Below are 13,601 nucleotides of genomic sequence, written 5' to 3'. Positions count from 1 at the left end.
TCTTTCAATGCAACTACGGTTTTCAGAGCTTGCCGTCGCGTCTGAGTTTTTGCTCGCGGAAGAAGATGAAAAGGCCGGAGGCAACGATGATCAATGCCCCGACGAGCATTGCGAAGCGTGGACGATCATCGAAGATTGCCCAGCCGAAAATGATGCCCCAGATGAGCAGCGTGTACTGCAAAGGCACGACCGTAGACGTGTCTGCAAGCTTCAGCGAACGGTTGACCAGTAGATGCGCCAACATCGATACGACACCGAGCATACAGAGGAAACTCAGATCGAGCGGCCCAACGGGAACCCACTCGGAAACGCCGAACAAAAGCATCAATCCCGCAAACACCACCGCTCCCGCCGCCTGCCAGAACACGAGCGTAGCGTCGGATGCCGCCCGCAATGAACGGCCGAGCACCATTGCCATTGCAAAGGCGAGGCTGCCTGCCAACGAAAGCAGCGCCGGCAATGAAAATGTCTGCGCGGAGGGCTCAAGCGCGACGATTACACCGACGAAACCCAGAATGATCGCCGTCCATCGACGCCAGCCGACCTTTTCGCCCAGAAACAGCGGCGAGACGGCCGCGACATAGATCGGAGCCGCCAGCCAATAGGTCATTGCGTCGGCAAGCGGCATGTAGATGACCGCGAAATAGAAAGCACAAGCCTCGAAGGCGAAAAGGAATGCGCGAAGAAGATGCAGGCCCGGTCGCTCCACCAGAAACAGCTTCTTGGTGCCGGTTTTCCAGAAAAGCGGAGACAGAACGACAAGCGCGGCTAGGCTTCGGATAAGCACGAGCTGGCCGACTGTGTAAGTCGAGACCAGCCACTTGCCCATCGTGTCGTTCAACGCGAACATCAGCATACTGAGCAGCATGAGTACGATGCCGAGACGAACATTCGGCGTGACCGAAGACGATGAATTGTCGGACATTGGTGTAATTCGCGCTTGAGAATATGTTGGGTGCTCGTCGCACAAAGCCAGGCTTTGCGCCACCCATCATATCCTCTGGACTACAAGGTTCCGAGCGCCCTTAATCTGCTGCTAGTGCCGTTATCTCGCGGCGGAATGGCAGCGCATCGCCAATATCGGCCTCGTCCAGTTCGCGCGCATAACGATGACCCGCATAGGTCGCCCAGGCAATCGGGCCGGGCGCCTCGGCGTCGCCGATCACCTTGATCGAGCGGATACCGTTGTCGACCCACTCCTCGCGCCGAGCTTGAAGTTCACGCCAAACGCTGTCGTCCTGTTGACGGGACGTCACCAGAATCACGGCATCGGCACCATATGCGCGCCCGGCACCGGTATAAGCACATGCCGTCTCGACACCGCCGGAAACGACACGCGTCACGGTGCGGTTCAGCACGATTTCGACGCCCAGATCGGCCAGCCTGCGATGGATAGCGCCCTGCTCCAGCGTATTTCGCGTCCAGTCGGAAACGTAAGCCGATGGCGTGATGAGCGTTACCTTCGCGCCTTTTCTGGCCATGAGTTCCGCCAGAACGCCGCCCATATAGTAGTGATCATCGTCGAAAAGCACGATGTTGCCGGTTGGCACATCACCATCCATCAGATCGTCCGGCGTGTAGATCGGCATCTCCTGATCCATCGGCATCGGAATGACGTGAGCGCGCGCAACGCCGTCGCGCCGCCATGCGGACCCGGTTGCAATCGCGATGTTTTCGAAACCGAAGGCCAGAATGTCTTCCGCCGAAAGACGGCTTTCAAAATAGATATCGACATTCGACATCTGGCTGAGCTGGTATTGGCGATAATCGCGAACGCGGCCCCAGGCCGAAAGCCCCGGCAAACGGCATTCGCGCGCAACGCGCCCACCTAGTTCAGTTCCTGCCTCGGCAATCGCCAACTGATAGCCGCGCAAGCCCAGTGCACGTCCGGCTTCCAGTCCGGCTGGACCGGCACCGACGATGAGAACGCTTTCGCTATCGCCCTTGGGCTGCATGCGCTCCGGGTGCCAGCCTTTGCGCCATTCTTCCATGAAGGTCGGGTTCTGCGTGCAGCGCGAGATCGACATCGTCATGTCGCCGGTAATGCAGATATTGCAGCCGATGCATTCGCGAATGTCTTCGATGCGGCCCTCTTCCACCTTTTTCGGCAGGAAAGGATCGGCAATCGAAGGCCGTGCGCAGCCGATGAAGTCCAGTGTGCCGGACTTGATCATCTTGACCATCACATCCGGCGACGTGAAGCGACCAACGCCGACGACCGGCTTGGACGTCAGTTTCCTGATGCCGGAAACGAGGTCTTCCTGCGCGCCCTCCTCCTTGAACCGCGACGGGCCGGAGCAGTCTTCCCACGCGCCATGCGCCAGATCCCAAAGGTCCGGCAGATCGGCATGCATTTCGATCATGTCGCGCACTTCGGAATTCGCAAAACCGAGCTCCCCAATCATCTCGTCCAGCGAAAGCCGCAGAGTCAGGCCGCATGTATCACCGATGGCGTCGCGCCCCTCCTCGATGAGTTCGCGCATCAGCCGCGAGCGGTTTTCCAGCGAGCCGCCATATTCGTCAGTGCGCTGGTTCGTCGCCGTGGACAGGAAGTGCTGGATAATGCCGAAGCCATGCGCGCCGTAAAGGCAAACCAGATCGAACCCTGCCTGCTTGGCGCGAATAAACGCATTTCGGTGCCAGCGGCGCAGATCCTTGATGTCCTGCTTGTCCATGGCGCGCGCCTGAACCGGATCGTTCGTGAAAGTGCGGATCGGCAAGGCGCTCGGTCCGCGTGGCACTTCTTTCGTATAGAGGTTCGGTCCGTTGATGCCAGAATAGGCGAGCTGGATACCGGCCAGCGCGCCATATTGCTTCATCGCCTTGGACATTTTCGCCAGCATGGGGATGTCCGCATCGTCCCAGAGCCGCAACTCGATGAACGGCGTGATCTCGGACGTATGGTGCATCTCGGTCTGTTCGGTGAAGATGACGCCCCAGCCGCCTTCCGATTTCATGCGTCGCATTTCTGCCGCAGCCGATGGGTCGCGATAGCCGCCGCCATTGCAATGCGGCACCTGATAGAAGCGGTTCTTCGCGGTGACCGGTCCGATCTTCATGGGTTCGAACAGAATGTCGTACCTGGAGTCACGCATGCATTTTCCCTTCCTGGAACCGCTGTTCGAACGACATGCGGTTCGGCACGGAGGCCGTTGGGTTGGATCAATTTAGCCTACTCTTATGGTGAGGCGCGCGGCGAGAAACTAGAGATTTCTTCCGCACCGCTTAGGAACCGCCTAATCGTCGAAAACTGCCCGAAATGCGGCAATGCGCCTTTAGAAAAACGCGCGCATCGTGTTAGACAGGCATGATTAGAAAGTGAGATTTCCACGCATGAACAGCATTCAAATTCTAGAGAAACTGATCGGTTTTCCGACTGTCAGCCGGGATTCCAATCTGGATCTCATCAATTTCGTTGCGAAATTGCTGGAAACGCATGGCATACCTTCCACCATCATCGCAAACGACGAAGGCACGAAGGCCAATCTCTACGCGACTGTCGGACCGGACGATGTTTCCGGCATCATGCTTTCCGGTCACACTGACGTCGTGCCGATCGACGGTCAGAACTGGACGAAGCCCCCTTTCGAAATGACCGAAAGCGACGGGCTTCTCTATGGGCGCGGCACTGCCGACATGAAGGGTTTCGTCGCCGCGGCCATCGCCGCCTGCATCAAGGCGTCGAAGATGAAGCTGGCGACGCCGCTGCATCTGGCACTTTCCTACGATGAGGAACTTGGTTGCCTCGGCGTGCATAGCCTGATCGACATGCTGAAAGCGGCACCCCAAAAGCCGCTTTTGTGCATCATCGGCGAGCCGACCAACATGCAGGTCGCCACCGGCCACAAGGGAAAAGTCGGCGCGCGCGCGATCTGTACGGGCCGCGAAGGCCATTCGGCGCTGGCCCCGCTTGCGCTGAACGCCATTCATCTCGGATGCGATTTCGTCAATTTCCTGCGCGATGAGCAGGCGCGGCTTGTCGAAGAAGGCGCGCGTGACGGCGACTACGACATCTCTTATTCCACGGTGCACGTAGGCAAGATGAATGCAGGCGTTGCGCTGAACATCGTTCCCAATCACTGCCAGATCGATTTCGAAATCCGCAACGTCGCCGCTGACGATCCAAAAGAGATCATGGATCGCATCAAGGGCGGCGCGGAACGCATCGTGTCCGAGGCATCGCAAATCGCGCCCGAGGCAGCAATCGACATCAACATCTTCAACACCTACCCCGGCCTCGATACGCCGACCGATTCAAAGGCTGTCGCCTTCGTGAAATCGCTGACCGGCGCGAATGGCACGATCAAGGTGGCATTCGGCACGGAAGGCGGCTTGTTCAGCCGCGATCTCGGAACGCCGACCGTGGTGTGCGGACCGGGCTCTATGGCGCAGGGTCACAAGCCGGACGAATTCGTCAGCATCGAGCAGATGGGGCGGTGCGACGAGATGCTGGACAAGCTTCTGGAGAGACTCGTCGAAGGCGGGCTGTAAGAAGCCCTATTCGACAACCCGTTCGCTGCCGAAAACGCCCTGTTCCACGACGAAGCGCCGGCAGTGCTCGATGAACGCCTGCACCGTCTGGGTACGGTGTTCTGCGTTAGGCAGTGCAATGCCCATTGTCAGCGGCCGAAGGTCACCCGCGAGCGGCACAAAGACCAGCGGTTTTCCATCGGGCGCCAGCGTGTTCAGCGGCCGCATATTCGCAATGCCGTACCCAAATCCGTTTGCCACCATTGAGCGCATGACCGCTATGTCGCCCGTGCGCTCGGCAATGTTCGGGCGCAATCCCCTTTGCTGAAAGGCGGATAGGAAATATTCCCGGCTGAAGGGCAGATCGAGAAGCACCATAGGCTCGTCTGCAAGCTCTTCCGGGGTGATCGAGGTTTTGGTCGCGAAACGGTGTAGTGCCGGCAGCATGACATAGGCGGGCACCAATATGAGTGGCTCGAAAGTCAAATCCTGCGAGAGTTCGAGGTCGTATGTGAGCGCCAGATCGACTTCGCCGCGCTGGAGCATTTCCAGCAACTGCCCCTGATTGCGCTCGAATTGCCTGACACGGACATCGGGATAGACGGTTTCGAATTTTGTTCGAAGTGCCGGAAGCACGATCTGTGCGAAAGTCAGCAGGCAACCGACCGCCAGTGGCCCACGAACGCGCTCGGCAATATCGCCCGCAATGTCGTGCAGCGCATCCGCGTCGACCAGCAGGCGTGCCGCTTCCTTCAAAAACACCCGTCCGCCTGCCGTCAACGACAGGCCGTGCGAGTGTTTGCGCACGAAAAGCTGGATGCCGAACTCGGCTTCGAGCTGCGCGATGGAGGCCGAAATCGACGGCGGCGAGACATTCACCTGCTCGGCCGCCTTGGCAATGCTGCCAGCTTCGCCCACGGCGACGAAATATTCCAATTGTCTGAGCGTAAAGCGTAGGGGCATGGGCCTCTATGTTGCTCGTTTGCGAGGAACGATCAAGCCCACGCGCCCTATCAATACTTGATCCAGGTGGTTTTCAATGCGGTATATTTATCGAGCGCATGAAGCGACAGGTCGCGACCGAAGCCGGACTGCTTGAAACCGCCGAATGGCGTCATCGGGCTCAGCGCATCGACGGTGTTCACCGAAACTGTGCCAGCATGCAGCCTTGCCGCCACGCGATGGGCGCGCGAAAGGCTGTCCGTCCACAGCGACGCAGCCAGCCCATAGGGGCTGTCATTGGCCATGCGGATTGCTTCTTCTTCGTCATCGAAGGCGATGATCGACAGAACCGGCCCGAATATCTCGTCGCGCGCCAACACATCCTGATGCGTCACATCGTCAAAGATCGTCGGCTGCACGAAGCTTCCGCGACCGTTCACCGTCACCTGCTCGCCGCCCGCGACAAGCCGCGCGGTCTTTTTACCCGCTTCGATGAAGCGCATGACATTTGCCGTATGGCCGGAATCGACCATCGCGCCCATCTTGGAACCCGGATCGAGCGGATCGCCGGGTTGCATGGAAGCGGCGCGTTCCACCAGCTTTTCGACCAGCGCATCCTTGATGCTGCGCTGAACCAGCAGCCGTGAATTGGCCGAGCAAACCTCGCCCTGATTGAAGAAGATGCCGAAGGCGGCCATGTCGGCAGCGGCATCGAGATTGTTGCAATCGGCAAAGACGAGGTTCGGGCTTTTGCCGCCGGTTTCCAGCCAGACCTGCTTCATATTCGACTGGCCGGAATACTGCAGAAACAGCTTGCCGACAGCGGTCGAACCGGTGAAGGCAAGGCAATCCACTTCCATGTGGCGGCCGAGCGCCTGCCCGGCAGTCTCGCCAAGGCCAGGCACGACGTTGAGAACACCGGCGGGGAGTCCCGCCTCCATCGCAAGCTCTGCCAGACGAAGTGCGGAGAAAGGTGATTGCTCGGCGGGCTTCAGCACGATGGAATTGCCCGCAGCAAGTGCCGGCGCGCATTTCCACGTCGCCATGTCGAGCGGGAAATTCCACGGCACGACCGCGCCGACGACGCCCAGCGGTTCACGCCGAACGAGCACGAGATCGCCCTCGCCTGTCGGAGCCACTTCGTCATAAATCTTGTCGATCGCCTCGCCGTACCACTGGAAGATTGCCGCTGAACCGGGCACATCGACGGTCGATGCGTCATTGACCAGCTTGCCCATGTCGAGCGATTCCAGCAGGGCAAGCTCATGCAGATTTTCGCGCAGCAATTGCGCTAAGCGCAGCAGCACTTCCTTGCGATGCGCGGGCTTGGCGCGGGACCATACGCCGGAATCGAAGCTGCGCCGCGCCGCCGCGACTGCCAGTTCGATATCTTCTTCGCTGCATGAAGCAACCTCTGCCAGCGTCTCGCCCGTTGCCGGATTGATGCTGGCAAAGGTCCGGCCAGACCGTGCCGGCACGTATTTTCCGTCGATGAAAGCCTTGTCGCGAAAGCGGATCGCGGCCGCCTTGCTGATCCAGTCCTTGTGGCTGAGTTCGCTCATGACGGTCCCTGTCCTTATTCGTCGCCGGGTACGCCGTAGCTCGGAGCATCCGATGGATTGATTGCGCGAGTCACATAGGCGTCGAGCTGCGGCTTGTAGAGTTCCCACAACATCGCGACCTGCTCGATCGGGCATTCCTCGGTCCAGTCGCACCGCAAATCCGCGACCGGCCATGAAACGTCACGAACCAGCTTCATACCGGCGGACCGAACCGGACCGGCCTCGCCGCCAGCCTTGAGAGCCGCGCGCATCACTGCAATCAGGCGGTCGCCGAGATGGCCTTCGGATGCCAGAAACGCGTCGACCATGGCCTGCGGAATGCCGTCATTGGCCAGAAGATTGCCGCCGCATGCAACGTTCTCCGCGCGCGCTTCGGACCAGATACCGAGCGCTTTCGGCCCCGAATGGATCGCGCTCATTCCTGTCGCATCAACCGCCAGAACCTGACGATATTCGCTGTAATCGGCACGTTTCAGGATCGCGACGGCTTCCGCGGCAGACGCGCCTCGCGCCAGAAGCTCCAGCCCCCGCGTGCCCAAAGTCGGGTCGGTGATGTTCTGGCTTGCCACGGCACCGACACCAGCCTGCGCATAAGCGCAGCGTGCTGCAACGGCTGGCGATGACGACGAGACTGCGACGCCAAACATACCTGTCTGGCTGCAGCGTGCTACGATGGAGAATGTCATGCGACTCAGTCCGGGATGACGGCGGTGCCGTCGATTTCGACCAGCCAATCGGGCCGGGCCAGCGCCTGAACGACGAGGCCCGTCGATACCGGATGCACACCCTTGATGTACTCGCCCATGGTGCGATAGACGGCCTCGCGGTGGCGTACATCGGTGATGTAGACGACGACCTTGACGAGATGCTCCATGGTGCCGCCGCACTCTTCGATGAGTTGCTTGATGTTCTGCATGACCTTGTGGGTCTGCTCGACCGGGTCGTGGCTTTCGATGTTCTTGGCCGTATCCAGATCCTGCGGGCACTGGCCGCGCAGATAGACAGTCTTGCCGCCCCGCGTCACGACCGCTTGGCAAAGATCGTTGTCCAGCTTCTGCTCGGGATACGTCTCTTTCGTATTGAATTTGCGAATTCGGTCGTGCGCCATTCTGGTCTCCATCGGGTCGGCTCGAAATCTAGGATCCGTTGTGCCAATAGCTGCCCAACGGGTCCATCTGCAAAAAGCGCTGCAATCACACTCCGCATGTTGCGGCAATGTTTTCACAGCGCTCAAAAACTTTGAAGAATAGTATTTCTTTGCCTTGCTAAGGACGCGCCTAATCAGACGCGCCCCTAACCCTCAAGCCTCCTGAAGCTGCTGCTTCGCGGACTCATGATATTCAAGATATTTGCGCTGCGTGGAGATATGGTCCGCCAGATATTTGGCGTCGTGCCAGACGCCCCAGATAAAGGCGGACCCACGCCGCGACTGCCACGGCAATCCAAGGAAATAAATTCCGGGCTCGGCCGACACGCCGCGCTGATGTTTTGGGCGGCCCTTTTCGTCGAACACGTCAACCTTCAGCCAGCTATAATCCACCGTGAAGCCCGTCGCCCAGATGATGGAGTTTATGCCAGCGTCTGCCAGGTTCAGATCACGAATGGGATCGCTCACGCATTGCGCGTCCGGTTCGATCTTGCGCGCATCGGGCTCCTCTGGAAGATCGATGCCGTTGCGAACAACATAGGCATCGGCCTCATCCAGCAGCGACATGTAATTGGCATCGCCGCGCGCAAGATTCTCGATGAGATCGGGTGCGAAATTCAACACACCGTTCTTATAATCTTCCGTCCGGCCAAGAAGGATCATCCCCTGCCCGGCAAGGCGACGGAAATCGATCGTCTCACCGCCGCGCGCACCGCTCACCGCGATCGTTACATGCTCCGTACCAGGCCCCGGCGTCGCGGCATCCCACTTGCCGAGAACCCCCAGCCACCAGCAGAAATCACGGCCACGATAGGCGCGCGGAGGACGGTCATGCGGGCCGACCGAGAGGTAAACGCGTTTGCCCGAGCGCAGAAGTTCGTCGGCGATCTGAACGCCCGAAGACCCCGCACCGACCACCAGAACCGCGCCTTCCGGCAACTGACCGGGATTGCGATAGGAGCTTGAATGGATCTGCATCAGGCCCGCATCTTCAGGCACGACGGGTGGGATGATAGGGCTTTGGAAAGGTCCGGTGGCAGCAACGATGTTGCTGGCTTCGATCACGCCTTCCGAGGTTTCGACACGGAAGCCGGGACGGCCGACATTCCTGCGCACTTCCTTTACATCCACGCCACAGCGGATGGGGGCAGAAATCTTATCTGCATAGGCAACGAAATAATCCGCAACGCTCTCCTTGCCTACAAAGGCGTCTGGAGCAGCGCCCGGAAACTCCATTCCCGGGAAACGATCATGCCATGCGGGGCCATTCGCGACCAGCGAGTCCCAGCGTCCCGAACGCCAGCGTTCGGCAATCCGGTCCCGCTCGAGCACGAGATAAGGAACGCCGCTTTTGCCCAGATGCTCACTCATAGCCACCCCTGCCTGGCCAGCGCCAACTACAAGCGTGTCTATCTTCTCAACTGACATTTCTGCGTCCCTTTCTGGCCATCCGAGAGGTCTGCGGATGCATTTTCGGCCTGATTATTGATGTAATGGAGGGGTTGGGCCGCGAAAATTACGATTTTTTGTGGCAACGGTTAGCTTGTCCCTAAATGCCGGGGGGTATTGGGAATTCGACCCCCACTCCGTCTCGGATTCGCCGAGCCACCTCTCCCCCGATCGACGGGGGAGAGGAAGGGTGCCAACCTTGCGGATGGCCTTTCCTCTCCCCTTCTGAGGGGGAGAGGTGCCGAGCAAATCGAGGCGGAGTGGCCGTGCCGTATGTGATTGCCCGCGCAGGATCGCAACGCTACAGATAAAGGCTCTTCGCCACTTTCGAGGACAAAAGTTCCTTCGCCGGACCTTCCTGCGCGACCTTGCCCTTGACCAGCACGTAACCGCGATCAGCGATGCTGAGACCCATTTCGGCGTTCTGCTCGATCAACAGGATCGTCGTTCCGCGGCGGTGGATTTCCTGCGTGATCTCGAAATATTCGCCGATGAGTTTCGGTGACAAACCAAGCGAAGGTTCGTCCATAACCACCAGTTTCGGCTCGCCTATCAGGGCACGCGCCAGTGCGACCATCGCCTGCTCGCCGCCCGACAGCGTTCCCGCCACCTGACGCAAACGCTCGCGGATGCGCGGAAAAAGATTGCACATCTTGTCGAGTTGCGGCTCGAAATTCGGGCCGCGGCCCGATACTGCATCATAGCCAAGGCGAAGATTCTCCAGAACGGTCAGCCCGGGAAACAGACGTCGCCCTTCCGGCACAAGGCCGACGCCGAGTGAGGCGAGATTTTCCGTACCTAATACGCCTATGTCCTTGCCCATGACGCTGACCTTGCCGCGTTGCGCGCGCACGACGCCGCACACGGTCATGAAGGTCGTCGTCTTGCCCGCGCCATTGGGCCCGAGCAGGCAGACGAGTTCGCCTGCCTGAACGTTCATCACCACATTGCGCAGCATGGGCACCGCGCCATAGGCGGTATCGACATCCTTCAGCTCAAGCATGGGCTGCGGCCTTTCCGAGATAGGCTTCCTGCACGCGCGGATCGGCGCGCACAGCGGCGTAATCGCCCTCGGCGATACGACTTCCATAGTCGATGCACATTACATGCTGCGGAAACGCATCGACGACGCGCATATCGTGCTCGATGAGAATGACCGACAGATCGGGGTTTTCTGCCTTGAGACGCTGGATGTCGGAGATGAGCGCATCGGTTTCCGTTTCATCCATGCCGACGGATGGTTCGTCGAGCAGGAGCAATTTCGGCTGCGAGGCAAGCGCACGTGCGATTTCGAGCCTGCGGCGATCGGCCTGCGCCAGCGTTCCGGCAGGGCGATAACGCTGCTCGTAGAGATCTCCGGAACCAAGCTTCAGCAAGGACTCGGCTTTCTGAACGCATTCATTCATCTCGCGGCGCGAAGCGCCGGGGCAGAACAGTGCGGTCAGAACGCCGGTTTTCGTGCGCGTGTGCATTCCGATGATGACGTTGTCGAGCACGCTCAGATCGGAAAACAGGCGCGACGACTGGAACGTCCGGGCAATACCGCGCTCGACCACCTCGTAGGATGGACGTCCGGTGATTTCCGTGCCATCAAACGTCACGCGCCCCGATGTCGGCTTGTAGACGCCGGTCACGACGTTGAAGAGCGTCGATTTGCCTGCTCCGTTCGGGCCAATGACGGCCAGAACCGCGCCTTTGTCGATCGAAAAGCTCACATCGTTCAATGCAACCAAGCCGCCGAAGCGCATAGTTACATTTTCAACTTTCAGAAGCGTAGTCACTATTCGCCTCCATAACGGCGCATGCGCTGCGGGAACAATCCCTGCGGGCGGATCATGAGGAAGCCGATGATCACCACGCCGAAGAACAGCAGGCGGTAATCGGAGAAGGCGCGCAGCTTTTCAGGCAGAATCGTCAGCAGGAACGCGCCGACGATGACGCCGAAAATATTGTCCATGCCGCCGACGATGACCATCGTCATGATCGTGACGGAGACGAGGAAGGTGAAATTGTCGGGCGAAATGTAGGACACATAGAAGGCGTAGATCGTACCGGCGAATGCCGCGAGAAACGCATCGACCGCGAAGGCCAGAACCTTGTACCAGGAAACGTTGATGCCTTGCGCCTTGGCCGCAATTTCATCGGCACGCAACGCATTCCACGCAAGGCCGATCCGCGAAGAGTGGAGACGATGCGCGGTGACGATCGCAATGACCACCAGTACGGCGGAAAGGTAGTAGAAATTCGCCTGGCTCGGCAGTTTCCAGCCGAAAATAACGAGCGGATCAGCAAAAGAATGACCGAAAAGGCTTGGCGCGGGAATGCCGACAAGGCCATTCGGACCGCCGGTCCATTCGAAATTATTCAGCAATTGATGGACCACGACACCGAAGGCGATGGTGACCAGCGCCAGATAAGTGTCGCGAGTTCGCATCGACGGAATACCGATGATGAAACCGAACAGCGTTGCTGCAAGCGCTGCTATCGGCAGGGTAAGCCAGAAGCTGACGCCGAAATTGACCGCCAGCAGCGCCGAGACATAAGCGCCGATGCCATAGGAAGCACCCGTCGCGAAGTTCGGGATGTTGGCGCTGCCAAGTTGGAAGTTCAGCGCCAGCGCCAGAACAGCATAAAGCTGCGCCACGATCAGGAGATGCAGAACGTAGGTGTTGGACCCGACGACAAACGGAAATCCGATGACGATGATGCCTGCGGTGATTATTGAAACCAGCGGGACGCGGGCAAAGCTCGCCATCGCCTGCTCGGCAATCCACGGCTGCTTTTCAAGAACGAAGAAGCCTAGCCCGAGCAGCGCAAGCAGACCGACGATCTGCAATCCGCCTTCAGCCTTCAATATGAGATAGAGGAAAACCGCGCCGACAAGCTGCGCGCCGATGGTGAATGCGACCGCCGTGGATTTGCTTGGCGATGCGGATGAAGCGATGTCCTGCTGCATGTCAGACTTTCTCCATCACGGTGCGGCCGAGCAGGCCGGCTGGGCGGAAGATCAAAACAGCGATGACAAGCAGGAAGACGAAGACCAGCCTGTAAGACGCGCCGTCCGGCACGAAGGTCTGCGCCAATACTTCGATGCCCGCGATGATCAAGCCGCCGAGGATCGCGCCGGGCATGGAACCTAGCCCGCCGATAACCGCTGCGGAAAAGCCGAGAAGGCCTGCCATGACGCCGAAGTCGAAGCGGGTAACGCCTGCATAGCTTGCGAAAAGCATACCGGCGATCGCGCCGATGGCCGATGCTATAAAGAAGGTCGCGCGGAAAACGCGCGAGTCACGAATGCCCATCATCCGTGCGACGACACGGTCTTCGGAGGCGGCGCGAATGCGCAGGCCAAGTGCAGTCTTGCGCAGGAAGACGAAGAGCAGCGTGACCAGCGCCACGGTGATCCCCACCACCAACAGCGCAAACCAGCTTACCGAAACGCCGGCGACTTCGAACGCCATGCCTGAAACGAGACGCGGGAATGCATGCGGATTTGAGCCTTGTGGATAGAGGTGACGGATCAGCTCGCGAATGACGATGCCGAGCGCGACGGTCGCGACCAGCGCCATCATCGCGGGCGCATCGCGAAAACGCCGGATCACGATCTTGTCGAGCGCAATACCGATGACACCGACAGCAAGAACCGAAAGCACGACCGCGAGCAGCAGCCATGCCGGACTAGTTGCGCCAACGACCGCCATCATACCCTGAACAAGCGCCAGAGTAATAAAGGGAGCGGTCATCGCCACATCACCATGCGAAAAATGTATGACGTTCAGAACGCCGAAAATCAGACTGAATCCGATGGCCAGCAACGCATAGATGCAGCCAAGAGTTATCCAGTTCACCATCTGCTGGACAAGCAGTTCCGCCATCCGATCAATCTCTCATTTGAAGCCGGAACGACTATCAGTGCGTTTTCCGAGCGCACATAATGAATCTCCGAAGTCACGCATAGCAATTTCCGAATTTCCAGAGCACATACTCGGAAATAGGCTGATGATCAGCCGACGATCACGATCGGCCGGGCC

Annotated in this window: 12 protein-coding genes; 1 reads left to right on the top strand and 11 read right to left on the bottom strand. The window is 59.2% G+C overall.

Annotated elements, in window-relative coordinates:
• Positions 1–22: 22 nt before the first annotated feature.
• Both ABFT80_RS09335 and ABFT80_RS09330 read right to left on the bottom strand, forming a co-directional pair.
• Positions 23–925, bottom strand: a complete 903-nt coding sequence (locus ABFT80_RS09335; protein ID WP_347971624.1) for a DMT family transporter — start codon at positions 923–925, stop codon at positions 23–25.
• Between the two features lie 100 nt (positions 926–1,025).
• On the bottom strand, positions 1,026–3,095 hold the full coding sequence (locus tag ABFT80_RS09330) for an oxidoreductase (RefSeq protein ID WP_347971623.1): 2,070 nt from the start codon (positions 3,093–3,095) through the stop codon (positions 1,026–1,028).
• 238 nt (positions 3,096–3,333) lie between these two features.
• On the opposite strand from ABFT80_RS09330, the gene argE reads away from it, so the two are divergent.
• On the top strand, positions 3,334–4,491 hold the full coding sequence (gene argE, locus ABFT80_RS09325; RefSeq protein ID WP_347971622.1) for an acetylornithine deacetylase: 1,158 nt from the start codon (positions 3,334–3,336) through the stop codon (positions 4,489–4,491).
• Positions 4,492–4,497: 6 nt separating this feature from the next.
• Here the strand turns inward: argE and ABFT80_RS09320 are convergent, their stop codons facing one another.
• From ABFT80_RS09320 to ABFT80_RS09280, 9 genes are all read right to left on the bottom strand, one after another.
• Positions 4,498–5,433 carry a LysR family transcriptional regulator gene (locus ABFT80_RS09320; RefSeq protein WP_347971621.1) on the bottom strand — a complete coding sequence of 312 codons (936 nt, stop codon included), beginning with the start codon at positions 5,431–5,433 and terminating at the stop codon, positions 4,498–4,500.
• A gap of 50 nt (positions 5,434–5,483) precedes the next feature.
• Positions 5,484–6,974 carry an aldehyde dehydrogenase gene (locus ABFT80_RS09315; protein WP_347971620.1) on the bottom strand — a complete coding sequence of 497 codons (1,491 nt, stop codon included), beginning with the start codon at positions 6,972–6,974 and terminating at the stop codon, positions 5,484–5,486.
• A 14-nt stretch (positions 6,975–6,988) separates the two neighbouring features.
• Positions 6,989–7,660, bottom strand: a complete 672-nt coding sequence (locus ABFT80_RS09310; RefSeq protein ID WP_347971619.1) for a DUF1028 domain-containing protein — start codon at positions 7,658–7,660, stop codon at positions 6,989–6,991.
• Positions 7,661–7,665: 5 nt separating this feature from the next.
• Positions 7,666–8,082 (bottom strand): RidA family protein, encoded by a 417-nt coding sequence (locus ABFT80_RS09305; RefSeq protein WP_347971618.1) that lies wholly within the window; start codon positions 8,080–8,082, stop codon positions 7,666–7,668.
• A gap of 192 nt (positions 8,083–8,274) precedes the next feature.
• Positions 8,275–9,549: a flavin-containing monooxygenase gene (locus ABFT80_RS09300; RefSeq protein WP_347971617.1), complete on the bottom strand. Its 1,275-nt coding sequence runs from the start codon at positions 9,547–9,549 to the stop codon at positions 8,275–8,277.
• Positions 9,550–9,871: 322 nt separating this feature from the next.
• Positions 9,872–10,573, bottom strand: a complete 702-nt coding sequence (locus ABFT80_RS09295; RefSeq protein ID WP_347971616.1) for an ABC transporter ATP-binding protein — start codon at positions 10,571–10,573, stop codon at positions 9,872–9,874.
• Positions 10,566–11,351, bottom strand: a complete 786-nt coding sequence (locus ABFT80_RS09290) for an ABC transporter ATP-binding protein (RefSeq protein ID WP_347971615.1) — start codon at positions 11,349–11,351, stop codon at positions 10,566–10,568. The genes ABFT80_RS09295 and ABFT80_RS09290 overlap by 8 nt, the downstream gene beginning before the upstream one ends.
• Positions 11,351–12,526: a branched-chain amino acid ABC transporter permease gene (locus ABFT80_RS09285; RefSeq protein WP_347971614.1), complete on the bottom strand. Its 1,176-nt coding sequence runs from the start codon at positions 12,524–12,526 to the stop codon at positions 11,351–11,353. The genes ABFT80_RS09290 and ABFT80_RS09285 overlap by 1 nt, the downstream gene beginning before the upstream one ends.
• 1 nt (position 12,527) lies before the next feature.
• On the bottom strand, positions 12,528–13,445 hold the full coding sequence (locus tag ABFT80_RS09280; RefSeq protein WP_347971613.1) for a branched-chain amino acid ABC transporter permease: 918 nt from the start codon (positions 13,443–13,445) through the stop codon (positions 12,528–12,530).
• Between the last annotated feature and the right edge of the window lie 156 nt (positions 13,446–13,601).

Source organism: Foliimonas ilicis (genome assembly GCF_039939195.1).
GTDB classification, from domain to species: Bacteria; Pseudomonadota; Alphaproteobacteria; order Rhizobiales; family Rhizobiaceae; genus Foliimonas; species Foliimonas ilicis.
Note: the sequence above shows the minus strand (reverse complement) of the source record. Positions and strands in the feature narration are given on the sequence as shown.

Bases quoted from the DNA above. Each gene is read 5' to 3' on its own strand.
- ABFT80_RS09305 (WP_347971618.1), bottom strand. From the start codon at position 8,082: ATGGCGCACGACCGAATTCGCAAATTCAATACGAAAGAGACGTATCCC.
- ABFT80_RS09280 (WP_347971613.1), bottom strand. From the start codon at position 13,445: ATGGCGGAACTGCTTGTCCAGCAGATGGTGAACTGGATAACTCTTGGC.
- argE (WP_347971622.1), top strand. From the start codon at position 3,334: ATGAACAGCATTCAAATTCTAGAGAAACTGATCGGTTTTCCGACTGTC.
- ABFT80_RS09285 (WP_347971614.1), bottom strand. From the start codon at position 12,526: ATGCAGCAGGACATCGCTTCATCCGCATCGCCAAGCAAATCCACGGCG.
- ABFT80_RS09310 (WP_347971619.1), bottom strand. From the start codon at position 7,660: ATGACATTCTCCATCGTAGCACGCTGCAGCCAGACAGGTATGTTTGGC.
- ABFT80_RS09335 (WP_347971624.1), bottom strand. From the start codon at position 925: ATGTCCGACAATTCATCGTCTTCGGTCACGCCGAATGTTCGTCTCGGC.
- ABFT80_RS09295 (WP_347971616.1), bottom strand. From the start codon at position 10,573: ATGCTTGAGCTGAAGGATGTCGATACCGCCTATGGCGCGGTGCCCATG.
- ABFT80_RS09300 (WP_347971617.1), bottom strand. From the start codon at position 9,549: ATGTCAGTTGAGAAGATAGACACGCTTGTAGTTGGCGCTGGCCAGGCA.
- ABFT80_RS09315 (WP_347971620.1), bottom strand. From the start codon at position 6,974: ATGAGCGAACTCAGCCACAAGGACTGGATCAGCAAGGCGGCCGCGATC.
- ABFT80_RS09320 (WP_347971621.1), bottom strand. From the start codon at position 5,433: ATGCCCCTACGCTTTACGCTCAGACAATTGGAATATTTCGTCGCCGTG.
- ABFT80_RS09330 (WP_347971623.1), bottom strand. From the start codon at position 3,095: ATGCGTGACTCCAGGTACGACATTCTGTTCGAACCCATGAAGATCGGA.